Source organism: Streptomyces sp. NPDC030222 (assembly GCF_055573115.1).
In genome coordinates, this window is the sequence record NZ_JBVICA010000003.1 from 84,276 (window position 1) to 108,898 (window position 24,623).

Sequence of the window (24,623 nt, forward strand, 5' to 3'; positions counted from 1 at the left end):
GATCCGGTTCAGCCAAGTCCTCTCTGTGTGACGGTGCGCGCGCTCAGCGTCATGCCCATAGGCCGCGCAACCGCACCGAGAGGCAGGTGACGCAGCCTTCGAGCTTCTCGAACTCGCCGATGTCCACGGGAACCGGCTCGTACCCGAGGTCCGCGAAGAGCCCCGCCGACTTCGGTGCGCTCGCGGCCATCAGCAGCCGGCCGCCGCCCAGCAGCAGCACATGGGCGCCCGACTCCTCCGGTACCGGCAGGAAGCGCGGGAACAGCGAAGGGGTGTCCACCAGGGGCTCGTAGCCGATGACCGTACCGTCGGGCAGTGCCGTCACCGCCGACTTCAGGTGCAGGACCCGGCTCACCGGTACGGCGACGACCCGGGCGCCGAGCGGCTCGAACGCCGCCCGCAGCTGCCGCACGCCCTCCGCGTTCGTGCGGCCGCCGCGGCCCACGTAGACCGTGTCCCCGATCTTCAGGACGTCGCCGCCGTCGAGAGTGCCCGGTGCGCGTACCCGGTTCACCGAGCAGCCCAGCGCGGTCAGCGCGTCCTCCACCCCCGGAGTCTCCGGGCGGCGGGACTCCGCACCCGGCCGCGTGACCAACGCCACATTCCGGAACATCACGACGGCGTCCTCGACGAACACCCCGTCCGGACAGTCGTCGGCCGGGGCCGCTTCCACGGTCTCCCAGCCGTGCGCCCGCAACGCCCCGGCGTACTGCTCCCACTGCGCGAGGGCGAGCCCGGCGTCGACCGGACTGCGCTCGATGTGGGTGACCAGTCCTTCGGCGAGACGCGGGCTCGGGCGCCGGACCAGGGCTTTCCTGCTGGGCATGGGAACCTCCTGACACATCGGGAGCGGTGCCGCCCATCATGGACCGTCGGTCGCCCCCCGCGCGGACAGCGGGCTCCGTTCCCCGTCGAGAACCAGCCGGCGTGTGATGCCGATCGAATCCAGGAACGGCATGTCGTGGCTTGCCACGATCAACGCCCCCTCGTAGGCGGCGAGAGCCGCCGTGAGCCGGCGCACGCTCGCCATGTCCAGGTTGTTCGTCGGTTCGTCCAGCATCAGCAGCTGGGGAGCAGGCTCGGCGAGCATCAGGGCCGCCAGCGACGCGCGGAACCGCTCACCTCCCGACAGCGTGCCGACCGGCTGGTCGGCACGGGCGCCCCTGAACAGGAAGCGCGCCAGACGGGCCCTGATCGCGTTGCCGGTCGCCTGCGGAGCGAACCGCGCCACGTTCTCCACCACGCTCAGCCCGTCGTCCAGGATGTCGAGCCGCTGCGGCAGGAACCGCACCGGGACGTGGACGGCGGCCTCCCCGGCGAGTGGCGCGAGCTCGCCCGCGAGCGTCCGCAGCAGCGTCGTCTTGCCGGCGCCGTTCCTGCCGAGCAGCGCGATCCGTTCGGGACCCCGGACCGCGAACTCGCCCTCCGTGCACGTCCCGTGCCGCAGCCGCAGGTCGCGGAGCGTCAGCACGTCCCGGCCCGGGTGCACCCGGGTGTACGGCAGCTCGATCCTGATCTCGTCGTCGTCGCGGACGGCCTCCACCGCCTCGTCGAGGCGTTCACGGGCCGCCGCCAGCCGTTCGGTGTGCATCGTGCGGTGCTTGCCCGCGGACTCCTGGGCCGCGCGCTTGCGGTTGCCCATGACGATCTTCGGTTCTCGTTTGGTGTCCCACATCTTCTGGCCGTACCGCTTTCTGCGCGCCAGCTTCACCTGGGCGTCGGCCAGTTCGCGTTTCTGCCGCTGCACATCCGCCTCGGCGACCCGCACCATGCGTTCGGCCGCCTCCTGCTCGGCTTCGAGAGCCCGTTCGTAGTCCGAGTAGGCACCCCCGTACTGCCTGATACCGCCGTCGCGGAGATCGGCGATCCGGTCGACGTGCTCCAGCAGTTCACGGTCGTGGCTCACCACGATCATGACTCCCGGCCAGGCGTCCACGGCCTCGTAGAGCCGTCTGCGGGCGTACAGGTCGAGGTTGTTGGTCGGTTCGTCGAGGAGCAGCACGTCCGGCCGGCTCAGCATCAGCGCGGCGAACCTCAGCAGGACGGACTCGCCGCCGGACACCTCACCGACCGTGCGGTCCAAGCCGATTCGGTCCAGGCCCAGCTGGTCGAGTGTCGCCCGGGCCCGCTCCTCGACGTCCCAGTCGTCCCCGACGGCCGCGAAATGCTCCTCGCGGGCGTCACCGGACTCGATGGCGTGCAGGGCACGCCGGATCCCCGCGATGCCCAGGGCCTCGTCGACCGGGAGTCCGGTGTCGAGGACGAGGTCCTGCGGCAGCAGACCGATCTCGCCCGCGACCCTGACATTGCCGCCGGTGGGGCGGACCCGACCCGAGACCAGGTGCAGGAGGGTGGACTTCCCCGAGCCGTTGAGACCGACGAGTCCGGTACGGCCGGGGCCGACCGCCCAGTCGAGCCCGTCGAACACCACGCGGCCGTCCGGCCAGGTGAACGAGAGGGCGGAACACAGGACATGGGTGTGTGACGGAACTGCTGACATGAGCGTCTCCGGTTGCTGGGGGGAAAAGGTGCAACGGGGGGAGACACCGCTCGGGACAGCACGGAGGCCCGGTCGGGGACCGGCGGCGCAGGGCAGGCCGAGGTCATGCACGGGCGCACAGGCACAGAGCTGTGCGACACGGTGTCTCATGACCTCAGACGAGCAACGGCCTGCTCCAATCCGACGACGACAGGGCCTGCGTCAACGGTAGGGAGCCGTCGGCCGGGCGCCAAACGGTTTTTCGCTCCGCGGTGTGCGCGGGTGCCCTATGGGCGCCGGCGAGGGCGTGATGGTGGGATCAGCCGGCGTCGCGGAGCAGTTCCGCCACGTGATGATCGACGTCGAGGAACCGGTGCTCCTCGCCCGGCGGCACGAGCAGCTGGGTCCGGCGCAGGAAGCGGCTCAGCTCGGAGGTGCGGACGTGGACGACCGCCACGCCCTCGGCGGCGTGGAACTCCAGCACGGTCCGGTCGTAGCCGTACGGCCGGACGCGGACGTCGCCGAGGCCGGCGGGGGCGTCCAGTCCGTCCTGGAGGAGTTCGCGCGCGAAGACCCAGGACACGTCGGTGCCCTCCAGCGTCGCGTCGGCGGGGAAGGCCATGCGTACCGCGAAGGGGTCGACGGGGTCGTAGCGGAATGCCGCCGGCACCGTCTCCATACGGGGGTTCGAGGCGACGAGACGGGCCTCTACGGGCTGTTCGATGACGGTTGACAAGGCCCGGCACCCCTACTCACGGCTCGGCGGTTCGGCGGTCGAGAAGTTCTCACCATGGGAGACGGAGGAACGCGCCGATGCGTGCACCCACGGGGGGCGTGAGCTGTGTCACCGCTTCCGGCCACCCCGGCCCGATGGCGCGATTCGCACCCTGGACGGCCCCGGAACGCTGGGCTAGCTTCGCCCGCCATGGGGTCCATGGGGAAGACGAGACGACTGGTGTCGGCAGGACTGGGCGGGGTGGCGCTGATGCTGTCCCTGACCGCAGCCCCTGCGCAGGCAGACCACAACCGGAACCGGGACGACAGCACGGCCCGCACCGTGTGGGAGCCCAAGCAGACCGGCACCGACGTACGGTTACGCGGGCTCGCGGCGGTGAGCCGCGCGAGTGCGTGGGTGGCCGGTTCGAAGGGCACCGTACTGCGCACCGCCGACGGCGGACGCAGCTGGCGCAACGTTTCCCCGCCGGGCGCGGAGAAACTGGAGTTCCGCGACATCGAGGCGTTCGACGGCCACCGGGCGGTGGTCCTCGCCATCGGCGAGGGCGAGGCCTCCCGGATCTTCCGCACCGAGGACGGCGGCGCGAACTGGATCGAGTCGTTCCGCAACACCGATCCGCGGGCCTTCTACGACTGCGTCACCTTCTTCGACACCCGGCACGGACTCGCCATGAGCGACCCGGTCGACGGGAAGTACCGCATCCTGTCCACGTCCGACGGCGGCCGCAGCTGGAAGGTCCTCCCCGGCGACGGCATGCCGGCCGCCCAGGCGGGCGAGGCGGCCTTCGCGGCGAGCGGGCAGTGCCTGGTCGCGTCCGGCAGGAAGGACGTATGGCTGGCCACCGGCGGAGCCGCCACGGCACGGGTCCTGCACTCCGCCGACCGGGGCCGGACGTGGACCGTGGCCGAGTCGGCGATCCCGGCGGGCGACCCGGCGCGCGGCGTCTTCGCGCTGGCCTTCCGCGACCGGCGGCACGGCATCGCCGTCGGGGGTGACTACCGCACCGGCGAGCCCTCGCCGCGGGCGGCGGCCGTGACCCGTGACGGGGGCCGCACCTGGAGCGCCGCGACCGCACCTCCGCCCGCCTACCGGTCGGGCGTGGCCTGGCTGCCGCACACCCGGCACGCCGCCCTCGCCGTCGGCCCCACCGGCACCGATCTGACGACCGACGGCGGCCGGACCTGGCGCACCGTCGACACCGGCTCCTACGACACCATCGACTGTGCGCCCGACCTGGGCTGCTGGGCCTCCGGCGAGAAGGGCCGGGTGGCCCGCCTCGGCTGACCGGGACCGTGCGCTCGGCGTACCGGGGCGGGGCGCCGGCGCGCCGCCTCCACGGCGGGGCGCCCACGTGATCTCGACGGGCCTTCGGCCTATCACCCCACCGAGCGCCCCGGTGGCTCCAGCAGTCGCCGGGCCTCGGCGCGTACGTCCGGGTCGGCGTCGGAAGCCGGCCGGCCCGACTGCTCACGGAGCGCGGCGGCACCGGCGTCGCCCATCCAGCGCGGGTCCCCATGGACCTCCGCGACGAGGTGGTCGGCGGTTCCCGCGTCGTGGGCGCGGGCGAGTGCGGCCAGGACGTCGCGGACCGTGGACGTCCCCCCGCTCCAGCAGCGCGCGGGCGGTGTCCTGCGTCACGGCAGTGTCGTACGGGTCCAGCAGAAGGAGGTGGAGGACCTCGGCGACACCGGGCACCTCCACCCGCCCGGCCGCTGCCCGGCGGCGGCCCTCACCGACCACAACGGCGAGGCGGCGCCCTCGATCAGCGCGGCCGTGTCGTCGGCGGCCTCCAGGGGTTCCACGGTCACACCGTAGGCGTTCGCCACCGTGGGCCCCGCACGCCGGGCGACGCCGGCCACTCCCCGACGGGCGGTGCTACGCCGGCGGCAACTCCCGGTACGCGCCCAGGTCGGGTGCCGTCTTCGTCGCGACGAACTCGGTGATCCGGTACTCGCACACGCCTTCCACCGTGAACGGGTCGCCGGCCGCGATCTTCTCGATCGCCGCGCGGTCGACACCGGCGGCCAGGATGACGCCGCCGTCGCGCGGCACCTTGCGGCCCGACGCGATGAAGACGCCCGCGGCGTACTGCTCGTCCAGCCAGGCGACATGGGCGTCGAGCAGGGCGTCGGCCCGCTCCAGGGGTGCGATGTAGGTGAGTTCCAGTACGAACATGCCCGCCAGGCTACCCAGCGGGCCCGGGGCCATAGGGTGGGGGGACCATGACGATCATCGGCACACCCGCGGACTGGCCGCAGGACGAAGAGCGGGCCAAGGCGCTCCAGGACGAACTGCGCACCCGCGTGATCCTCGACGAGACGGGCCCCGCCCCCGGCACCGGACACGTCACCGGCGTCGACGTGGCGTACGACGACGCACGGGACGTGGTCGCCGCCGCGGCGGTCGTACTGGACGCGGCGACGCTCGAGGTGGTCGAGGAGGCGACCGCGGTCGGCCGGGTCGCCTTCCCCTATGTGCCCGGCCTGCTCGCCTTCCGTGAGATCCCCACGGTGCTCGCCGCCCTGGAACGCCTCGGTACGGACCCCGGCCTCGTCGTCTGCGACGGGTACGGCCGGGCACATCCACGCCGCTTCGGCCTCGCCGCACACCTCGGGGTCCTGACCGGGCTGCCGGTGATCGGTGTCGCCAAGAACCCGTTCACCTTCCACTACGAGCAGCCGGGCCCGCTTCGGGGGGACTCCTCGCCGCTGCTCGACGGGGGAGAGGAGGTCGGCCGGGCCCTGCGCACGCGTGACGGGGTGAAACCGGTCTTCGTGTCGGTGGGACACCGCGTCGGACTGGACAACGCCTGCGCCCATGTCCTCCGGCTCGCCCCGGGCTTCAGGCTTCCCGAATCCACCCGCCTCGCCGACGCCCTCTGCCGCCGGGCGCTCCGGGCGGCCGTGCCGGGCGCGTGACGCGCGCCCGGCGGGCGGCCGTCACCTGTTGTCGGCGACCCGGAAGCGGATGCCGGCGGTCTGCAGCCGGCCGATGAGGGCGTTGCCCATCGCTGCGGCGGTGGTCAGCTGGCCGGCGGCCGGTGGCAGGTCGTCGAACGCCAGGGAGAGCGCGGACTCGGCGAGCATCTTCGCGGTGTCGCCGTAGCCCGGGTCCCCGCCGGAGACCTCGGTCAGGACCCGGCGGCCGCCGCCCTCGCCCACGAAGCGGACGGTGTACCAGCTGCGCCCGCGCACCTCGGCGCTGGGGCCGCGGCCCGGTTCGTAGCGGCTGCTGATCCAGCGGCGGAGCGGCGGTACCTGGGCGGCGGCGACGATGCCGCCGGCGGCGACGACGCCGCCCACGGCCACCGGGAGGTGCTTGACCGATGCGAAGTGCCGGTACCGGAAGTCCGGTCCGTAGCGGTCGATCGCCGCGGCCGACCGCGCGATGACCTGCGGGTCCAGGGTCGGCAGCGGGAGCGCCCAGGTGCCGGTCTCGCGCCGGAAGCTGGGAGCGCCGAGCGGCGCGGCGATGCGCCGGCCGACCCGGCGGGGCTCGTGGAGTCGGCGTTCGCGGGCGGCGCGCAGTGCCTGCGGGCCGCGGCTCATCACCGTGAGCGCGGAGGCGAGGGTGCCTCCGGAGATGAGGGCGTTGGTCCGGACGAAGCCGTCGACGCGCAGCGGGACGTCCTCGGGCAGCTGCTGGACGGTGAACCAGGCGCCGAGGTCGTGCGGTACCGAGTCGAACCCGCAGGAGTGCACGATCTTGGCGCCGGTCTCCCGGGCGCGGGCGTCGTGCCGTACGAACATGAGGTCGACGAACTCCGGCTCGCCGGTGAGGTCGACGTAGTGGGTGCCCGCTTCGGCGCAGGCGGCGACGAGGGGTTCGCCGTGCCAGATGTAGGGGCCGACCGTGGTGGCCACCACCCGGGTGGACTCGGCGAGGGCGCGCAGCGCGTCGGGGTCGTCGGCGTCGGCCGTCAGCAGGGGGATCCCGGCGCACTCCGGGGCGATCTCCGCCAGCCTTTCGCGGAGCCGTTCCAGCTTGGCCGGACTGCGCCCGGCCAGGGCCCAGCGGCACTCCCGCGGTGCGTGTGTCGCGAGGTATTCGGCGGTGAGGGCACCCACGAAGCCCGTCGCCCCGAACAACACGACGTCGTAGGTACGTTCCGCGCTGCTGTGCCCGTTCACCCTGGTCCTCCGCAGATGGTTCCGCGCCGTTGTCGGTGGCCGAGGCTAGCGTGGGATCGGGAGTCGTGCGCGATGACGGAGGTCCGGATGCCCGCAGTGCCGAGACATGCCCTGACCAAATGGGAGAAGGTGCGCGCCTTCGCGCTGACTCTGCCCGGGGCGGTGGAGGAGTTCCCGTGGGGCGAGACCGTGATCAAGGCCGACAAGAAGGTGTTCGTCTTCCTCGGGGTGACCGACGGCAGCTGTCCGCCGGGCATCGGAGTGAAGCTTGAGGACGAGGCGGTGCACGCCCACGCACTCTCCGCTCCGGGCGCCGCGCCGTCCGGGTACGGACTGGGGAAGGCCGGCTGGGTGTCCGTGCCGCTGGCGGAGAAGGGCGCGCCGAGGGCGGACGTGCTCTGCGACTGGGTCGAGGAGAGCTACCGGACGATCGTGACGAAGAAGCTGGTCGCGGAGCTCGACGCGCGCGGCGTGACGCCTGTGGCGGACGCCTCCGCAACCGACTGAGCGCTTGCTTGTCCACAGGCCTTGTGCGGAGTGGAACGCGTTCTTAACATCCTGAGTGTTACATCAGTTGTGTCACAGCCGTCGTGGCGAGGGGTGAAATGGCAGCGACAGCCCACGGCCCGCTGGCCGGCGTCCGGGTGGTCGAACTGGCGGGTATCGGTCCCGGTCCGTTCGCCGCCATGCTCCTCGCCGACCTCGGAGCCGACGTGGTGAGGGTCGACCGGCCCGGCGGCGCCGGTCTCGCGATCGACCCGGCGTACGACCTCACCAACCGCAACAAGCGATCCGTACTGGTCGACCTCAAGACCGAGGAGGGCCGCCGGCAGGTCCTCGACCTGGTCGAGCGCGCCGACGCGCTGATCGAGGGCTACCGGCCGGGCGTCGCCGAACGCCTGGGAATCGGCCCCGAGCACTGCCACGCCCGCAACCCCCGTCTCGTCTACGGACGGATGACCGGCTGGGGCCAGGAGGGGCCGCTCGCCCCGCGCGCCGGACACGACATCGCCTACATCGGCATCAGCGGGGCGCTCGGCATGATCGGCGACGCGGGCCGGCCGCCCAGCGTCCCGGCGAACCTCCTCGGCGATTACGCGGGCGGTTCCCTCTACCTCGTCGTCGGCGTGCTCGCCGCACTCCACCACGCCCGTGCCCACGGCGACGGACAGGTCGTCGACGCGGCGATCGTGGACGGCGCCGCCCATCTCACCACGATGATCCACGGAATGATGGCCGCGGGCGGCTGGCAGGACCGGCGCGGCGCCAACCTCCTCGACGGCGGCTGCCCCTTCTACGGCTGCTACGAGACGGCCGACGGCGAGTACATGGCCGTCGGCCCCCTGGAGCAGCAGTTCTACGCCGAGTTCATCCGGCTCCTCGGCATCGAGGAGGAGGCGCCGGCCCGCAAGGACTTCGACCGCTGGGGCGAGCTGCGCTCCGCGATCGAGGCGCGGTTCCGGACCAGGACCCGCGCCGAATGGACCGCCGTGTTCGAGGACAGCGACGCCTGTGTCGCGCCCGTCCTGTCGCTCCGCGAGGCACCCGCGCACCCCCATCTGGCGGCACGCGGCACCTTCACCGTCCACGGCGGCCTCACCCAGCCCGCGCCCGCACCCCGCTTCTCCGCCACCCCGGGCGCGGTGCGCCGCCCGCCCGCACAGCCCGGCGCGGACACCGACGAAGTGGCACGCGACTGGGCAGTGCCGCGGCTCACCCACCCATCGACGGCAGACACCGGGGGGACCCGACCGTGAAGCGACAGATCTTCACCGCCGAGCACGACGCGTTCCGCGAGACCGTTCGCACCTTCCTCGCCAAGGAAGTGCTCCCGCACTACGAACAGTGGGAGAAGGACGGGATCGTCGCCCGTGAGGCGTGGCGCGCCGCCGGCCGCCAGGGCCTGCTCGGCCTCGCCGTGCCGGAGGAGTACGGCGGAGGAGGCACCACGGACTTCCGCTACAGCGCCGTCCTCGCCGAGGAGTTCACCCGCGCCGGGGCCCCCGGCATCGCCGTCGGGCTCCACAACGACATCATCGGCCCCTACCTGACCGGGCTGGCCACCGAGGAGCAGAAGCGTCGCTGGCTCCCCGGCTTCTGCAGCGGCGACATCATCACCGCCATCGCCATGACGGAACCGGGCGCAGGCTCCGACCTCCAGGGCATCCGCACCACCGCCGAGGACCGCGGAGACCACTGGCTGCTCAACGGCTCCAAGACCTTCATCTCGAACGGCATACTCGCCGACCTGGTGATCGTCGTGGCCAAGACCACCCCCGAGGGCGGCGCCCACGGACTGTCCCTGCTGGTCGTGGAACGAGGCATGGAGGGCTTCGAGCGCGGCCGCAACCTCGACAAGATCGGCCAGAAGGCGCAGGACACCGCCGAACTGTTCCTCGAGGACGTCAGGGTCCCCAAGGAGAACCTCCTCGGCGAGCTCAACGGCGCCTTCGTCCACCTGATGACCAACCTTCCGCAGGAACGGCTCAACATCGCCGTCGCCGGCATCGCCGCGGCCGAACACCTGCTGGAGATCACCACCCGGTACGTCAAGGAGCGCGAGGCCTTCGGCCGCCCCCTCGCCAAACTCCAGCACGTCCGTTTCGAGATAGCCGAGATGGCCACCGAGTGCACCGTCACCCGTACCTTCGTCGACCGCTGCATCGTCGACCACTCCGATGGCGGACTCGACGCGGTCCACGCCTCGATGGCCAAGTGGTGGGCCACCGAACTCCAGAAGCGGGTCGCCGACCGCTGTCTCCAACTGCACGGCGGCTACGGCTACATGAGCGAGTACCCCGTCGCCAGGGCCTTCACCGACGGCCGCATCCAGACGATCTACGGCGGTACCACCGAGATCATGAAGGAGATCATCGGCCGTTCCCTGCTCGCCTGACTCCGCCTCACCCTCCCAGACCCCGAAAGGCTGCTGACTTGAGTACCGAAGCGTACGTGTACGACGCGATCCGCACCCCGCGCGGACGAGGCAAGGCCAATGGCGCTCTGCACGGCACCAAGCCCATCGACCTCGTCGTCGGGCTGATCCACGAGATCCGCGACCGCTTCCCCGGCCTGGACCCGGCCGCGGTCGACGACATCGTGCTGGGTGTCGTCGGCCCGGTCGGCGACCAGGGCTCCGACATCGCCCGCATCGCCGCGATCGCCGCAGGCCTGCCCGACACCGTCGCCGGCGTCCAGGAGAACCGCTTCTGCGCCTCCGGCCTCGAAGCCGTGAACCTCGCCGCCGCCAAGGTCCGTTCCGGCTGGGAGGACCTGGTGCTCGCAGGAGGCGTCGAATCGATGTCCCGCGTCCCCATGGCCTCCGACGGCGGCGCCTGGTTCGCCGACCCGATGACCAACTTCGACACCGGATTCGTGCCCCAGGGCATCGGCGCCGACCTGATCGCCACCGTCGAGGGCTTCTCCCGCCGAGACGTCGACGAATACGCCGCCCTGTCCCAGGAGCGTGCCGCCGCCGCATGGAAGGACGGCCGCTTCGACCGGTCCGTGGTCCCCGTCAAGGACCGCAACGGCCTGGTCGTCCTCGACCACGACGAGCACATGCGGCCCGGCACCACCGCCGACTCCCTGGCCAAGCTGAAGCCGTCCTTCGCCGACATCGGCGAACTCGGCGGCTTCGACGCCGTCGCCCTGCAGAAGTACCACTGGGTCGAGAAGATCGACCACGTCCACCACGCCGGCAACTCCTCCGGCATCGTCGACGGCGCCTCCCTCGCCGCCATCGGCTCCAAGGAGGTCGGCGAGCGGTACGGGCTGCGGCCCCGCGCCCGCATCGTCTCCGCGGCGGTCTCCGGTTCCGAGCCGACGATCATGCTCACCGGGCCGGCCCCCGCCACCCGCAAGGCGCTCGCCAAGGCTGGACTGACCATCGACGACATCGACCTGGTCGAGATCAACGAGGCGTTCGCCGCCGTCGTACTGCGCTTCGTCCGCGACATGGGACTGTCCCTCGACAAGGTCAACGTCAACGGCGGCGCCATCGCCCTGGGCCACCCGCTCGGCGCCACCGGCGCGATGATCCTCGGTTCGCTCATCGACGAACTGGAGCGCCAGGACAAGCGGTACGGCCTCGCCACGCTCTGCGTCGGCGGCGGCATGGGCATCGCCACGATCGTCGAGCGTCTCTGACCGTCCCGTCCACCCCCTTACGGAGAAACCACTCATGAGCGAGTCCAGCACGATCCGCTGGGAACAGGACGAGACCGGCGTCGTCACCCTCGTCCTCGACGACCCCAACCAGTCCGCCAACACCATGAACCAGGCCTTCAAGGACTCCATCGCGGCGATCGCCGACCGCGCCGAGGCCGAGAAGGACGGCATCCGCGGCATCGTCCTCACCTCCGCCAAGAAGACCTTCTTCGCGGGCGGCGACCTCAAGGACATGATCAGACTCCGGCCGGAGGACGCCGAGGCGGCCTTCGAGACCGGCATGGCCATCAAGGCCTCGCTGCGCCGCATCGAGACCCTCGGCAAGCCCGTCGTCGCCGCGATCAACGGCGCGGCGCTCGGCGGCGGTTACGAGATCGCCCTCGCCTGCCACCACCGCATCGCCCTCGACGCGCCCGGCTCCAAGATCGGCCTTCCCGAGGTCACCCTCGGCCTGCTCCCCGCCGGCGGCGGTGTCACCCGGACCGTGCGGCTGATGGGCATCGCCGACGCCCTCCTGAAGGTGTTGCTCCAGGGCACCCAGTACTCCCCGAAGCGGGCCCTGGAGAACGGCCTCGTCCACGAGGTCGCGGAGACGCACGAGGACATGCTCGCGAAGGCCCGCGCCTTCATCGACGCGCACCCCGAGTCGAAGCAGCCCTGGGACGTGCCCGGCTACAAGATCCCCGGAGGCACCCCGTCGAACCCCAGGTTCGCCGCGAACCTGCCCGCGTTCCCCGCCGGCCTCAAGAAGCAGCTGGGCGGCGCCCCCTACCCGGCGCCCCGCAACATCCTCGCCTGTGCGGTCGAGGGCAGCCAGGTGGACTTCGAGACCGCGCAGGTCATCGAGGCCCGGTACTTCACCGAGCTGGTCACAGGACAGACCGCCAAGAACATGATCCAGGCGTTCTTCTTCGACCTCCAGGCCGTCAACTCGGGCGCCAGCCGCCCCAAGGACATCGAGCCGCGCGAGATGCGCAAGGTCGCCGTCCTCGGCGCGGGCATGATGGGCGCGGGCATCGCCTACTCCTGTGCCCGTGCCGGCCTGGACGTCGTGCTGAAGGACATCAGTCAGGAAGCCGCCGACAGGGGCAAGGCCTATTCCGAAGGCCTGCTCGCCAAAGCCCTGAGCCGCGGCCGCACCACCGAGGCCGAGCGCGACGCGCTGCTGGCGCGCATCACGCCGACCGCCGACCCGCAGGACCTCGCCGGCTGCGACATCGTCATCGAGGCCGTGTTCGAGGACACCTCGCTCAAGCACAAGGTGTTCCAGGAGATCGAGAGCATCGTCGCCCCCGATGCGCTCCTCTGCTCCAACACCTCCACCCTCCCCATCACCGCCCTCGCCGAGGGAGTCGAGCGACCCGACGACTTCATCGGCCTGCACTTCTTCTCGCCCGTCGACAAGATGCCGCTCGTCGAGATCATCAAGGGCGAGCGCACCGGTGACGAGGCGCTGGCCCGCGCGTTCGACCTGGTGCGCCGGATCAGGAAGACCCCCATCGTGGTCAACGACTCCCGGGGCTTCTTCACCTCCCGGGTCATCGGCCGGTTCATCAACGAAGGCGTGGCGATGCTCGGCGAGGGCGCCGAGCCCGCCTCCATCGAACAGGCCGCGGCCCAGGCCGGCTATCCGGCCAAGGTGCTCTCGCTGATGGACGAGCTGACCCTCACCCTGCCCCGCAAGATCCGCAACGAGTCGCGGCGCGCGGTCGAGGAGGCGGGCGGCACGTGGACCGGTCACCCGGCGGACGCGGTCATCGACCGCATGGTCGACGAGTTCGGGCGCCCCGGCCGTAGCGGCGGCGCCGGTTTCTACGACTACGCGGACGGCAAGCGCGCCGGGCTCTGGCCGGGGCTCCGCGAGCACTTCACCAAGCCGGCCACGGACATCCCCTTCGAGGACATGAAGGAGCGCATGCTCTTCTCGGAGGCGCTGGACACCGTCCGCTGCCTGGAGGAGGGCGTGCTGACGTCGGTCGCCGACGCCAACATCGGCTCCATCATGGGCATCGGTTTCCCCGCGTGGACCGGCGGGGTGCTCCAGTACGTCAACGGCTACGAAGGCGGCCTGCCCGGCTTCGTGGCACGGGCCCGTGAGCTCGCCGGACGCTACGGCGAGCGGTTCGAACCGCCGGCTCTGCTGGTGGAGAAGGCCGGGCGCGGCGAGACCTTCACCGACGCGTAGGCGTCGGCGCGGGCCGCGTTCGCAGGCGTACGCCTCACTCCGCCTCGAACGCGGCCCGCAGCTCCTCCCGCAGGGACCGCTGGAACGCCGTCACCAGCGCCTGCACCACCATGGGCTGCATATGGGCGGACAGCGACTTCATCGCCGTCACATGGTCGGGGTCCGACTCCCGCTCGCGGTACGGACCCCACACCTCGTCGCGGAACAGCCGGGTCAGCTCCCGGGCCGTCTCCCGGGCGTGCTCCACCAGCACCTCGCGCGAGGCGAGGATCGTCTCGTGGGCGATCGGCACGTCGAGCAGCTGGACCCCGAGCGCCATCAGGCCCCGGTCGACCCGGTACACCCCTTCCGCGCCGGTGCGCTCCAGGACGCCCATGGCGACCAGCCGGTCGATGTCCTGCTCCGACAGCGCGCGCCCCGCCCGCTTCGCCAGCTCCGTCCGCGTCGCCTCGTCAGCCGAGTCCGGCGCCCACGAAGCGACCAGGGCGCGGTGCAGCGCCAGCTCGTTCGGGGTGAGGTCCTCCGGCAGCCGGTGGATGTACCGCTCGATGGCCGCCAGGGTCAGCCCGTGATTCTGCAGCTCCTCGATCAGCGCCAGCCGCGAGAGGTGCACCGGCCCGTAGTGCCCGACCCGCCGCGGCCCGAGCACCGGTGGCGGCAGCAGCCCCCGCGTGCTGTAGAACCGGATCGTCCGCACGGTGACTCCGGCCCGCGCGGCCAGCTCGTCGACCGTGAGAACGGGTTCGTCCGCCAGCTCCTCCATGTGGAACAGTATCGCTGTCTCACCGGATGTGTGAAAGCCCTGCGCCGGACCGGGCCCGTCGGGGCGCCGGACGGCCGCCGGGCGCGGGCGCTGTTTGGACACGGTCGCCGATCGGCGTGACGATGAGAGCAGCGACGCGGGTGCCCCGCAGCAGAGCCTGCCACCCTACGAGACGGGCGCGTGCCCGACACCACCGGTCGCGACGGACACCGCCGCGGTGCACCCCCACGGTTCCTCCGCCTCTGCTGGGAACGGGGTTCGCCATGACACACAGGACGCACTTCCGCTGGTTGTTCCGCGGAGCCGTGGCGAGCGGCATGGCCTGCGGGCTGGCGCTCGGTCTCGCCACACCGGCCGCACCGGTAAAAGGCGCCACCGACCTCATGAACCTGGAGCTCAATGCCCCCAACGTCACCGTCACGTTCAAGGACCTCACCCCCAACGCGGTCAGCCACACGCTCGTCCTCACCCCGCAGGACCCGGGGGGCGGGGTCGTGCTCGAGGCGACATGGGACAAGGTGCCCGGCCAAGGACGGGTCCGCACGGAGACGTTCAACGCCAAGATCCTGCCCGGCATCGGCTATTGCGGAGTCATCAGGACCCTGCTCAGGCAGCCGGTCTCGGGCAAGAACGATCCACTTCCGCGGCCGGATCCGCTGGAGGTCACGAGTGAGTCCGACAAGCTCTGCGCCAAGCCCGCGGGTTCGGCCGCGAATCCCTCCGATGTCTCCGTCGGCTCCATCGACGGCGACGCGGCTCCGCCGCCCGCCTCCAACCGTAACTACTGGGTGAACTACGCCAACACGGGCGCCGACGCCAAGGACATCACCATCGAGGTCCAGCCCACGGGCACGATGACGATGCGGCGTCTCCCGGAGTCCGGCACCTTCAACGGATTCCAGTGCGTCGCGGCGGGTGCCGGCTTCCGCTGCACCGGCGGCAGCCTGCCGAACGGCGGCAAGGGGCAGATCCCGTTCCTCGGCACCGTGAAGAGTACGGGACCGGGCGCCATCCACGTCACCATCAACGTGCCCGGAGACCCCAACCGCACCAACGACGCCCAGACGCTCACCATCCTGTCGGGCACCTGAGCGCCGGTGGACGCCCCGACTCCTGAGCGGTCGGCCGACGACGACGGAGCGGACGGACGCCGTGCGGGCGGACGCCGATGTCAGTGCCGCGCCGTACGGTGAACACATGCATGAGATCCGTTATATCCGGGGAGACGCCGCCGCGCCGCAGGGCAAGGGCATCAAGCTGATCGCGCACGTCTGCAACGACCTCGGGGGCTGGGGCAAGGGGTTCGTCGTCGCGCTGTCCCGCCGTTGGTCCGAGCCCGAGGCGGCCTACCGCCGCTGGCACCGCGAGCGCGCCGGGAACGACTTCGCGCTGGGCGCGGTGCAGTACGTGCAGGTCGAGCCCCGGATATGGGTCGCCAACATGATCGGGCAGCGCGGGATGCGCACCGGGAGCAAGGGCGTGCCGGTGCGCTACGAGGCGATCGACACGGCGCTGGCGAGCGTCGCGGACAAGGCCGTGGAGCTCGGGGCCTCGGTGCACATGCCCCGGATCGGGTGCGGACTCGCCGGAGGACGCTGGTCCCGCGTGGAACCCTTGATCAGCGCCCGGCTGGCGGCCCGGGACATACCGGTGACCGTGTACGACTTCGGCGACGACCGCTGGTGACGGACCTCCGGCCCCGAAGAGGGAAAGCGCCCCGCGAGCCGGGGCTCACGGGGCGCTGACGCGGCCGGGTCAGCGGCCGGCGACGACCGGGTAGTGGTCGCTCAGGTTGGTGTAGGTGTACGAGACGCCCCAGCTCTTCACGGTCCAGGGCGCGGTCTGCTCCTTGATCACCTCGTTGGTCCAGCCCGAGGGACGGACGTGCCCCGCGCGGTGCAGGACGTAGTCCAGGTCCTCACGCGGATCGCTCGGGTAGCGGTAGGACGCGATGGAGTTGTCCCGCGTGTCGAAGGAGTACGGGTGGCCGGTGCGCGCGTCGGCACCGACGAAGCCGCCGTCGGCCAGCATCGACGCGTACTCGGGGGTCCGCGAGTCGACGTTGAAGTCGCCCGCGACGATGACCTGCTCGCCCGCCGGGATCTGCTTGGCGTCCAGGAACGCGTCCATCGCCTTGAACTGGCGGCTGCGCATCAGCGCCGCCTCCCCCGCGCGGCAGCCCGGGTCCGTGGACTGCGCGTGAGTGCCGACCACGTGCACCTTCGTGCCGTTGACGTTCAGCACCACGTACACGAAGCCCTTGTTGGACCACCAGTCCGCGCCGCAGGCGTCCTTGTAGACGTACTGCTCCTTGCGCAGGATCGGCCACTTGCTCAGCACCGTCACACCGCCGTCCTCCGGCGTGGTGGACGAGTAGGAACCGCCCGTCGCGTCCCAGCCACTGGTGCTCCGCCCCATCACCGGGGTCTGGTACGGGTACTGAGCGGCGGCGTTCGCCTTCAGCGCGTCGGACGAGCCGTTGTCGAAGGCCTCCTGGAGCACGACCACGTCGTTGCCCTGGAAGAAGGACGCGGCCGGGATCGCCTTCGCCCGGTGGTCCTGGCCCCAGTTCGGGTACAGGTTCTTGCTGAACAGGAAGGCGTTGTAGCTGAGCACCTTGAGCTGCGGCTGCTCGGCGGCCGAGGCGGCGGGCGCGGTCGCGACCACCGTGGCGGCTGCGACGGCGACGGCGAGGGCTGCGCCGGGTATACGGCGGAGCACGGAGTGCGGCACGGGAACTCCCGGTTCTGGTGTGGGGGTTGAAGGAGCGCTGCATAAGCGGCGCCGCACATCAAAGCAGCGGGAGTTACTTTCTGGTAGCCATCCGGCACCGAACATTTTTCCGCCAGACGTCGAACGGGACAACACCTTGTCCGGTGGCACCCGGCCGACGAACTGCCGCCGCACGGTCGCATACTGGAAACGACCGGAAGAACCCGTCGACGGCACCGCCAGGGGAGCCCACCGCATGCAGCAGGACCCGGAACCGCCCCCGCCCGGCGGTGTGCTGTGGAGCCTCGCCGGTGACATCCGGGCGCTGCTCATGCTGCCCGCGGCGCTGACGATGCAGGTCGCCCACCCCGCCGTGGGCGCCGGTGTGGACGACCACTCGGTCTTCCGTACCGACCCGTGGGGCCGGGGCGAACGCTCCATCCGCTCCGTCATGCTCTGGGTGTACGGAGGCGAGGCGGCCGCGGAGGAGGGCCGCCGGCTGCGGAGGCTGCACCGGGACATCAGCGGAACCGACACCCACGGCCGCAGCTACCACGCCCTCACCCCGGCCTACTACTCCTGGGTCCACGCCACCGGGTTCCCCGTCTACCGCTACGGCTGCAGCCTTCTGCTGCGCCCCCTCACCGAGGCCCAGGAGCGCCGGCTGTACGCGGAATGGCTGCAGGTGGGCCGGATCCTCGGCATCCACGACCGGGACATGCCGCAGACACCGGAGGACTTCTGGCCGTACTACCGCAGGGTCCTCGCCGACGAACTGGAGGAGACCGGCGTCGTACGGGAACTGCTGGCCCTCGACACCCCGCTGCCGCCGCCCGGCCTCGGACCGTGGCCGCTGCGCCTGGCCCTGGGAGCCGCCTGGCCGTGGCTGCGGCCGCGGTTCCTCCGCCTCCGCCGCTTCCTCACCATCGGCCTGATGCCGCCGGACGCCCGGGAGGCGATCGGCCTGGAGTGGACCGACGCGGAGGAACGCAGGCTGCGCCGCTTCTGCGCGGTCGTACGGAACGTGGTCCCCGCGCTCCCGGAACGGCTGCGGTACCTCCCGATGGCGTACGAGGCCCGGGCACGCGAGGCCCGGGCACGCCGCGCCGGCCGGAGGTGCCGGCCGGCCGTGCGCCCGCACCCGGTCAGCCGGGCAGACCGCCCCTCGCGATGACCTCCGCGTACCAGCGGGCGCTGTCCTTCGGCGTGTGCCGCTGGGTCGCGAAGTCGACGTGGACGATCCCGAACCGCTTGGCGTAGCCGAAGGTCCACTCGAAGTCGTCCAGCAGCGACCAGAAGTTCCCTGCACATCGGCCCCGTCGCCGATCGCCCGGTGCACGGCGGAGAGATGGCCTTCGAGGTACGCGACCCGCTCCGGGTCGTGCACCACGCCCTCCGGGTTCGCGTAGTCGTCGTAGGCGGCGCCGTTCTCCGTGATCAGCAGCGGTACTCCCGGCAGCTCGTCGCGCAGCCGGGTCAGCAGTTCGTACCGGCCCTCCGCGTCCACCGGCCAGCCCATGGCCGTACGCCGGCCGGTCGGCCGGACGAAGGGCACGTGCTCCTCCGCGCCCGGCCACGGGGACGGCCCGGCTCGTCCACCGTGCCCGCGGCGACCACCATGGGGGCGTCCGCCCGGGGCCGGTGCACGGCCCGTCCGATGACGCCGTGCCGTCCCCTGGACAGGCACGGCACGGCGTCGTGAGATGGCGGCGTCACGTATCGGGGCGCACCGGCGCCGGAGCGACGCGGTCCGGACGCGGCTCAGTCGTGCCGGCGTCCCTGCCCGTCCCCCTGCCCCTTCCCGTCGCCTTGGCCCTTCCCGCCCCCGTGCTCCTTGCCGTCCCCGAGGCCCTTGCCCTCTTCGTGGTCGTGGATCGCGTTCGTCGCGGCGATCATCTTCCACGACTTCGGCTGGTTCCGGGCGGCCGCTCGCTGGGCCGCCCGTGCCGCCGCCCCCGCCCGGGTCGCCTCCGGCTTGGACGTGCTGTACAGCCAGGTGTCGAGCAGCGCGGCGAGCGACTTGCCCGAGACCTTCTCCGCGTAGGCGACGAAGTCGCCGACGCTCGCGTTTCCGTACCGGTACGCCGTCGGCCAGCCCTTCAGGATCTCGAAGAACTTCTCGTCGCCGACCGCCTTGCGCAGCTCCTGGAGGGCCAGCGCGCCCCGGTCGTACACGGCGATGTCGAACTGCTTGTCCGGACCGGGGTCGCCCGGCTTCACCCTCCAGAACGGGTCGTCGGCGGGGTGCTGCGCGTACACCCAGTCGGCGAGTTCCTGGGCCGTGCCCTCGCCGTGCTCCTCGGACCAGAGCCACTGCGCGTACCGCGCGAAGCCCTCGTTCACCCAGATGTCCTTCCAGCCCGCGACCGACACGCTGTCGCCGTACCACTGGTGGGCGAGCTCATGGACGACGACCGAGACGTTCGCGCCGTTGTTGAACTGGCGCGGGCTGTAGAACGGCCTGGTCTGCGTCTCCAGGGCGAAGCCGCTGGTCACGTTGGGGACGTAGCCGCCGAGCGCGTTGAACGGATAGGGGCCGAAGACCCCTTCCAGCCACTCCGCCACCTCGGTGGTGCGCTCGATGCTGGCCCTGGCGGCACCGGCGTTGTCCCCCAGGTCCTTGCTGTACGCGTTCAGGACGGGCAGACCGTTCGCCGTGCGGTCCGTGGTGATCTCGAACTTCCCGACCGCGAGGGTGGCCAGGTAGGTCGCCTGCGGCTTGTTGGACCGCCAGTTGTAGCGGGTCCAGCCCAGGCGTGAACTCTGCGACTGCAGGACGCCGTTGCTGATCGCCTGGGTGCCGTCCGGCACCGAGACCGACACATCGAACGTGGCCTTGTCCAGCGGATGGTCATTGCCGGGGAACCACCAGACGGCCGAATGCGGCTCCTGTGCGGCGACCCCGCCGTCCGGGGTGCGGTGCCAGGCGGTCCATCCGTCGATCTTCAGTTCGGACGGTTTGCCCTGGTACTGGACGACGATGGAGATCGGCTTGCCCTTGGACAGGGGCGCTGCAGGGGTGACCTCCAGTTCATGGCTGCCGGACCTGGCGAACTCCGCCTGGGCGCCGTTGACGCGGATCTCGCTCACCGTCAGACCGAAGTCGAGGTTGAAGCGCGACAGGTCCTGCTGGGCGGTGGCGACCAGCGTCGCCGTGCCCTCCAGCAGGTCGGTCGCGGGCTGGTACTTCAGCCGCAGGTCGTAGTGCGACACGTCGTACCCGCCGTTGCCGCTCGCCGGGTAGTAGGAGTCGCCGAGGCCCGGCGCTCCGGGCGAGAACGTGGCGGCCGATGCCGGGATCGCCAGCAGCAGGGAGGCCGCGAGTGTGCCCGGGACGAGGAATCTGCGGTGCACGGATGCTCCAATGAGGTCGACTGGCAGCTCTGTTCGGACCTTATTCAGATCGTCCGGTTGTCACCGTGTCTACAGCGCCTGCCGTCACATGATCGCCATTCGGCCGACACGGGACGTCACACAGCGCCCATCCGGCCACCGTTCTAACGTACGGATGTTCGACATCCGTCTGTCCCAATCGCTCACTGTGCCGGAGCAGTTGTCCGGAGTACCTTCGCGCCTCATGGGGAATCGTGTGCTCGCGACGGCGGCGGTCGCCGCCCTGACCGCAGTCCTGCTCTCCCCGGCGAGGGCCGACAGCGCGCCCGCGCCGGAGAGTCGGCCGGTGTACTCGTACGAGAACGCCGTCCGCGAGTCGGTCTGGGTCGACACCGGACTCGACGGTGACGCCGACGGCCGTCCCGACCGCGTCGCGGTCGACATCATCCGGCCCAGGGAAGCCGCAGGCAAGGGCCGCAGAGTGCCGGTCGTCATGGACGCCAGCCCCTACTACTCCTGCTGCGGACGCGGCAACGAGGCCCAGCGCAAGACCTACGACGCCGACGGGAACGCCCTCCAGTTCCCGCTCTACTACGACAACTACTTCGTCCCCCGCGGCTACGCCTTCGCCGCCGTCGACCTCGCGGGAACCAGCCGATCGGACGGCTGCGCCGACGTCGGCGGACGATCCGACGTCCAGTCCGCCAAAGCCGTCGTCGACTGGCTGAACGGCCGCGCCCGCGGCTACACCAGCCGCACCGGCAGCACGCCCGCAAAGGCGGGCTGGTCCACCGGCGACGTCGGGATGATCGGCAAGAGCTACGACGGGACGATCGCCAACGGAGTCGCCGCCACCGGCGTCGAGGGCCTGAGGACCATCGTCCCGATCGGCGCCATCTCCTCCTGGTACGACTACTACTTCGCCAAGGGCGCACCGCTCTTCGACACCGGCCCCGAGTGGCTGGCCGACTACGTGGAGAGCCCCGCCACCCGGATCCGGTGCCGCGCGGAGCGGCAGCGGCTCGCCGAAGGGGCACCCCGCACCGGCGACTGGACGCCGCTGTGGAGCCAACGGGACTACGTGCCCGACGCCCGCAAGGTCCGTGCCAGCGTCTTCGCCGTCCACGGCCTCCAGGATCTCAACGTCCGCACCAGACACTTCGGCCAGTGGTGGGACGCCCTCGCCGCCGCCGGAGTCGAACGCAAGGTCTGGCTCTCCCGGACCGGCCACGTCGACCCTTTCGACTTCCGGCGCGCCACCTGGGTGAAGACCCTGCACCGCTGGTTCGACCACTATCTGCTCGGCTACGACAACGGCATCGACCGCGAACCGATGGCGGACGTCGAACGGCACCCCGACCAGTGGACCACCGACCGTGTCTGGCCGCCGACGGGCACCCGGGTCGCCACTCTGCGCCCCGACAAGGGCGGCGCCCCGGGTGTCGGCACCCTCGGCCATCGGCCCGCCGACCCAGGCACCACCGAGAGGTTCACCGACGACCCCACGCGCGGGGAGACCGACTGGGCCGCCCGGATCGACACCCCGACCCCCGAGAAGGCCGGTTTCATCACCCGTCCCCTCGTCGGCGACCTGCGGCTGTCCGGGAGTTCCACCATGACCGTCACCGCGACTCCCTCCACGACCAGCGCCCATCTGTCCGCTGTGCTCGTCGACCTCGGCCCCGACACCATCCGCGACTACACCGCGCCGGGCGAAGGCATCACCACGCTGACCACACGCACCTGCTGGGGCGCGAGCCGGACCGGCGACAGCGCCTGCTTCAAGGAGACCGCCGCCCGCACCGCAGCCGTCGGATACACCGTCTTCAGCCGCGGCTGGGCCGACCTCGGCAACCACGCCTCCGCGCACACCGGGCGCCCGCTGACCCCCGGCACCCCCTACACGATCACCCTCGACCTCGCCGCGAGCGACCATGTCGTCCCGGCCGGCCACCGGCTCGCACTAATCGTCGCCGGCACCGACAAGAACCTCATCGAGCCGCCCGGCTCCCGGCCCGCCCTCACCCTCGACCTGGCCCGGACCACGGCGAGCCTGCCGGTCGTCGGCGGCGCGGCCGCGCTCGCCGGTGCCACCTCGGGCCCGGCGGCGAGCGCCGCCCCCGACGCGGCACCGCTCGTCGGCGTCGCCCCGCCCCGGCCCGTCCGGCCGGTCCCGGGAGGCGGCCGGCGATGACACCACGACCCGGCACATTCGCGATCGGGCTCACCGCGGCCGCGCTCGCCCTGCTCTTCGGCGCCCTGCCCGCGGAGGCCGCCCACACCGCGCCCCGCACCGGGTTCGAGCACAGCGGCGGGACCCGCTGGACCACCGAGGCGGAGGAACAGGCCCTCCTCGCGGCAGCCGACAAGGCGAGCCGCCGTGTCTCCGTACGGCGGATCGGCACCACCGCACAGGGCCGGCCGCTCCAACTGGTCCGCATCACCGCCGGGAATCACAGCACCAACACCGTGCTGCTCGTCTGCAGCCAGCACGGTGACGAACCCGCGGGGCGTGAGGCCTGCCTCATACGCATCCGGGACCTCGCGTTCGGCACGGACGGGGAGACCCGGCGCCTCCTCGCCGGCACCACCCTGCTGGTCGTCCCGACCGCCAACCCGGACGGCCGGGCCGCCGGCACCCGGGGCAACGCCGACGGCACCGACATCAACCGGGACCACATCGCCCTCGCCACCCGCGAAGGCCGCGCCCTCGCCGCCGTACTGCGCGACCACCGGCCCGACGTCGTCCACGACCTGCACGAGTACGCCGCCACCCCGCCCTATTACCACAAGGACCTCTTCGACCTCTGGCCCCGCAACCCCAACACCGACGCCCGGGTCCACGAGGAGGCCCGTGCCCTCTCCGCCGACCATGTGCGCCCCGCCGCGGAGGCCGCCGGCCACAGCACCGGCACCTACGGCATCTGGACGGATCCGGTGACCGGCCTGCCTCTCCGGCAGGTCGCCGGCGACGGCCAGGAACGCATCCTGCGCAACACGTCCGGGATCAAGCACGCCGTCGGGCTGCTCGTCGAAAGCCGCACCGATCCGGGAACGGCCGAGGAGAAAGCCGACGCCTCGGTCAACAACCGCCGCCGGGTGAACTCCCAACTCGCCGCACTGACAGGCACGTTCGGCTACGCCCACGAGGGGCGCGGACGCATCGCCGCCATCACCGCCCGGGCGCGGGCGGCAGGTCTGACGGACACCGGTCCGGTGCATCTCGCCGGAGCCGACAACGACCCGGCCCCAGCCGACCGGATCCTCCAGGACCCGCCCTGCGCCTACCGCCTCACCGCCGCGCAGCACACCGACGTGGGGCCCCGGCTCGCACTGCACGGCGTCCACGTCCTCCCCGACACCACGGGCGGCGCGACCGTCCCCCTGAGACAGCCCAACCGGGCACTGATCCCGCTCCTCCTGGACGCCCGCGCCTCCTACGAACTCACCGCGGCGGAGCCCCTGGGGCACTGCTGACCGGCCTCGGGCCACTGCCGACTGCCCCGGACCGTCACCGACCGGACCGCCGCCACCGCCCCGCGGGCGCACCGCCCTACGAGACCCTCACCAGTGCGGCCCTGTTCGACCGCACACCGTCCCGGCGAACCCTGACCGGCAGCCCCGTCCGGCGGCGCACCATCCCGCGCGGACCGTCGCCGGGCCGTTTCACCGGTCCGCCCCGCCCGGGCGGCGCGGCACCCTGCGAGGACCGTCACCGAGGTCGGTTCACTGCCCGCCCGGGCGGCGCGGCACCCCACGAGGACCGTGACCGGGTCGGCTCACCGGACCACCCGGCGCGGACCGTCGCCGGGCCGTTTCACCGGTCCGCCCCGCCCGGGCGGCGCGGCACCCTGCGAGGACCGTCACCGAGGTCGGTTCAGCGGACCGCCTCGCGAGGGCCGTCCCCCGGCCCGCTCCGTGGCGGGCTCCCACCGGGCCGACCCGCGGCGAGCCGTCACGGGACCAGCGCCGCCGCGGCCTCGGCGCACCCCCACGCCACCGTCACCCCGGCGCCGCCGTGACCGTAGTTGTGCACACACCACGCGCCCGACTCCAGCGCGGGGAGGGCGCACTGGGTACGGGAAGCGGCGACCGCGCACATAGGATCGCGCACG

The 24,623-nt window shown here is 71.9% G+C and carries 23 protein-coding genes and 1 pseudogene; 13 read left to right on the forward strand and 11 right to left on the reverse strand.

The window, feature by feature from the left end; genetic code table 11:
- Positions 1–49: 49 nt before the first annotated feature.
- The 3 genes from ddaH to ssgD form a co-directional block, all read right to left on the reverse strand.
- Positions 50–826 (reverse strand): dimethylargininase, encoded by a 777-nt coding sequence (ddaH, locus tag ACZ4Z5_RS05175; protein ID WP_468256846.1) that lies wholly within the window; start codon positions 824–826, stop codon positions 50–52.
- A gap of 36 nt (positions 827–862) precedes the next feature.
- Positions 863–2,500, reverse strand: coding sequence for an ABC-F family ATP-binding cassette domain-containing protein (locus tag ACZ4Z5_RS05180; RefSeq protein ID WP_468256848.1), 1,638 nt, complete (start codon positions 2,498–2,500; stop codon positions 863–865).
- Between the two features lie 298 nt (positions 2,501–2,798).
- Positions 2,799–3,215: a spore wall synthesis regulator SsgD gene (gene ssgD, locus ACZ4Z5_RS05185; RefSeq protein ID WP_468256850.1), complete on the reverse strand. Its 417-nt coding sequence runs from the start codon at positions 3,213–3,215 to the stop codon at positions 2,799–2,801.
- A gap of 198 nt (positions 3,216–3,413) precedes the next feature.
- Here ssgD and ACZ4Z5_RS05190 point away from each other — a divergent pair, with 198 nt between their 5' ends.
- Positions 3,414–4,499: a WD40/YVTN/BNR-like repeat-containing protein gene (locus ACZ4Z5_RS05190; RefSeq protein WP_468256852.1), complete on the forward strand. Its 1,086-nt coding sequence runs from the start codon at positions 3,414–3,416 to the stop codon at positions 4,497–4,499.
- A 92-nt stretch (positions 4,500–4,591) separates the two neighbouring features.
- Here the strand turns inward: ACZ4Z5_RS05190 and ACZ4Z5_RS05195 are convergent, their stop codons facing one another.
- Complete coding sequence (locus ACZ4Z5_RS05195; RefSeq protein WP_468256854.1) at positions 4,592–4,714, reverse strand: hypothetical protein; 123 nt, start codon at positions 4,712–4,714, stop codon at positions 4,592–4,594.
- A 91-nt stretch (positions 4,715–4,805) separates the two neighbouring features.
- Here ACZ4Z5_RS05195 and ACZ4Z5_RS05200 point away from each other — a divergent pair, with 91 nt between their 5' ends.
- A complete protein-coding gene (locus ACZ4Z5_RS05200) occupies positions 4,806–5,030 on the forward strand; it encodes a hypothetical protein (protein ID WP_468256856.1) in 225 nt (74 codons plus the stop codon).
- A gap of 60 nt (positions 5,031–5,090) precedes the next feature.
- On the opposite strand, the gene ACZ4Z5_RS05205 is transcribed toward ACZ4Z5_RS05200, so the two are convergent.
- On the reverse strand, positions 5,091–5,390 hold the full coding sequence (locus ACZ4Z5_RS05205) for a YciI family protein (protein ID WP_468256858.1): 300 nt from the start codon (positions 5,388–5,390) through the stop codon (positions 5,091–5,093).
- Positions 5,391–5,437: 47 nt separating this feature from the next.
- On the opposite strand from ACZ4Z5_RS05205, the gene ACZ4Z5_RS05210 reads away from it, so the two are divergent.
- Positions 5,438–6,133 carry an endonuclease V gene (locus tag ACZ4Z5_RS05210; protein ID WP_468256860.1) on the forward strand — a complete coding sequence of 232 codons (696 nt, stop codon included), beginning with the start codon at positions 5,438–5,440 and terminating at the stop codon, positions 6,131–6,133.
- 21 nt (positions 6,134–6,154) lie between these two features.
- Here the strand turns inward: ACZ4Z5_RS05210 and ACZ4Z5_RS05215 are convergent, their stop codons facing one another.
- Positions 6,155–7,345 carry a saccharopine dehydrogenase family protein gene (locus ACZ4Z5_RS05215; protein ID WP_468256862.1) on the reverse strand — a complete coding sequence of 397 codons (1,191 nt, stop codon included), beginning with the start codon at positions 7,343–7,345 and terminating at the stop codon, positions 6,155–6,157.
- Positions 7,346–7,432: 87 nt separating this feature from the next.
- Between ACZ4Z5_RS05215 and ACZ4Z5_RS05220 the strand changes: the two genes are divergently transcribed.
- From ACZ4Z5_RS05220 to ACZ4Z5_RS05240, 5 genes are all read left to right on the forward strand, one after another.
- A complete protein-coding gene (locus ACZ4Z5_RS05220) occupies positions 7,433–7,852 on the forward strand; it encodes an MmcQ/YjbR family DNA-binding protein (RefSeq protein WP_468256864.1) in 420 nt (139 codons plus the stop codon).
- A 98-nt stretch (positions 7,853–7,950) separates the two neighbouring features.
- Entirely contained in the window at positions 7,951–9,102 is a 1,152-nt protein-coding gene (locus ACZ4Z5_RS05225; protein ID WP_468256867.1) for a CaiB/BaiF CoA transferase family protein, read from the forward strand.
- Positions 9,099–10,241 carry an acyl-CoA dehydrogenase family protein gene (locus tag ACZ4Z5_RS05230; protein WP_468256870.1) on the forward strand — a complete coding sequence of 381 codons (1,143 nt, stop codon included), beginning with the start codon at positions 9,099–9,101 and terminating at the stop codon, positions 10,239–10,241. The genes ACZ4Z5_RS05225 and ACZ4Z5_RS05230 overlap by 4 nt, the downstream gene beginning before the upstream one ends.
- A 38-nt stretch (positions 10,242–10,279) precedes the next feature.
- Positions 10,280–11,494, forward strand: a complete 1,215-nt coding sequence (locus ACZ4Z5_RS05235) for an acetyl-CoA C-acetyltransferase (RefSeq protein WP_468256873.1) — start codon at positions 10,280–10,282, stop codon at positions 11,492–11,494.
- Between the two features lie 34 nt (positions 11,495–11,528).
- Positions 11,529–13,700: a 3-hydroxyacyl-CoA dehydrogenase NAD-binding domain-containing protein gene (locus ACZ4Z5_RS05240; RefSeq protein WP_468256876.1), complete on the forward strand. Its 2,172-nt coding sequence runs from the start codon at positions 11,529–11,531 to the stop codon at positions 13,698–13,700.
- 34 nt (positions 13,701–13,734) lie between these two features.
- On the opposite strand, the gene ACZ4Z5_RS05245 is transcribed toward ACZ4Z5_RS05240, so the two are convergent.
- Positions 13,735–14,463 carry a MerR family transcriptional regulator gene (locus tag ACZ4Z5_RS05245; RefSeq protein WP_468256879.1) on the reverse strand — a complete coding sequence of 243 codons (729 nt, stop codon included), beginning with the start codon at positions 14,461–14,463 and terminating at the stop codon, positions 13,735–13,737.
- Between the two features lie 263 nt (positions 14,464–14,726).
- On the opposite strand from ACZ4Z5_RS05245, the gene ACZ4Z5_RS05250 reads away from it, so the two are divergent.
- Both ACZ4Z5_RS05250 and ACZ4Z5_RS05255 read left to right on the forward strand, forming a co-directional pair.
- Entirely contained in the window at positions 14,727–15,554 is an 828-nt protein-coding gene (locus ACZ4Z5_RS05250; RefSeq protein ID WP_468256882.1) for a hypothetical protein, read from the forward strand.
- 106 nt (positions 15,555–15,660) lie between these two features.
- Complete coding sequence (locus ACZ4Z5_RS05255) at positions 15,661–16,149, forward strand: macro domain-containing protein (protein ID WP_468256885.1); 489 nt, start codon at positions 15,661–15,663, stop codon at positions 16,147–16,149.
- 69 nt (positions 16,150–16,218) lie between these two features.
- Here the strand turns inward: ACZ4Z5_RS05255 and sph are convergent, their stop codons facing one another.
- Entirely contained in the window at positions 16,219–17,196 is a 978-nt protein-coding gene (sph, locus tag ACZ4Z5_RS05260) for a sphingomyelin phosphodiesterase (protein ID WP_468256888.1), read from the reverse strand.
- A 235-nt stretch (positions 17,197–17,431) separates the two neighbouring features.
- Here sph and ACZ4Z5_RS05265 point away from each other — a divergent pair, with 235 nt between their 5' ends.
- Complete coding sequence (locus tag ACZ4Z5_RS05265) at positions 17,432–18,349, forward strand: oxygenase MpaB family protein (RefSeq protein WP_468256890.1); 918 nt, start codon at positions 17,432–17,434, stop codon at positions 18,347–18,349.
- On the opposite strand, the pseudogene ACZ4Z5_RS05270 reads toward ACZ4Z5_RS05265, so the two are convergent.
- Together ACZ4Z5_RS05270 and ACZ4Z5_RS05275 are read right to left on the reverse strand one after the other, a co-directional pair.
- Positions 18,321–18,775 (reverse strand): annotated as a pseudogene (locus tag ACZ4Z5_RS05270) (family 1 glycosylhydrolase); the annotation flags it as partial. The gene ACZ4Z5_RS05265 and the pseudogene ACZ4Z5_RS05270 overlap by 29 nt on opposite strands.
- Before the next feature lie 161 nt (positions 18,776–18,936).
- A complete protein-coding gene (locus tag ACZ4Z5_RS05275) occupies positions 18,937–20,529 on the reverse strand; it encodes a M1 family metallopeptidase (RefSeq protein ID WP_468256893.1) in 1,593 nt (530 codons plus the stop codon).
- Positions 20,530–20,752: 223 nt separating this feature from the next.
- Between ACZ4Z5_RS05275 and ACZ4Z5_RS05280 the strand changes: the two genes are divergently transcribed.
- Complete coding sequence (locus tag ACZ4Z5_RS05280; RefSeq protein WP_468256896.1) at positions 20,753–22,702, forward strand: Xaa-Pro dipeptidyl-peptidase; 1,950 nt, start codon at positions 20,753–20,755, stop codon at positions 22,700–22,702.
- A complete protein-coding gene (locus ACZ4Z5_RS05285; protein ID WP_468256899.1) occupies positions 22,699–23,985 on the forward strand; it encodes a M14 family metallopeptidase in 1,287 nt (428 codons plus the stop codon). Before ACZ4Z5_RS05280 ends, ACZ4Z5_RS05285 begins: the two co-directional genes overlap by 4 nt.
- 478 nt (positions 23,986–24,463) lie before the next feature.
- On the opposite strand, the gene ACZ4Z5_RS05290 is transcribed toward ACZ4Z5_RS05285, so the two are convergent.
- Positions 24,464–24,622 carry a hypothetical protein gene (locus ACZ4Z5_RS05290; RefSeq protein ID WP_468257710.1) on the reverse strand — a complete coding sequence of 53 codons (159 nt, stop codon included), beginning with the start codon at positions 24,620–24,622 and terminating at the stop codon, positions 24,464–24,466.
- Position 24,623: the final 1 nt, after the last annotated feature.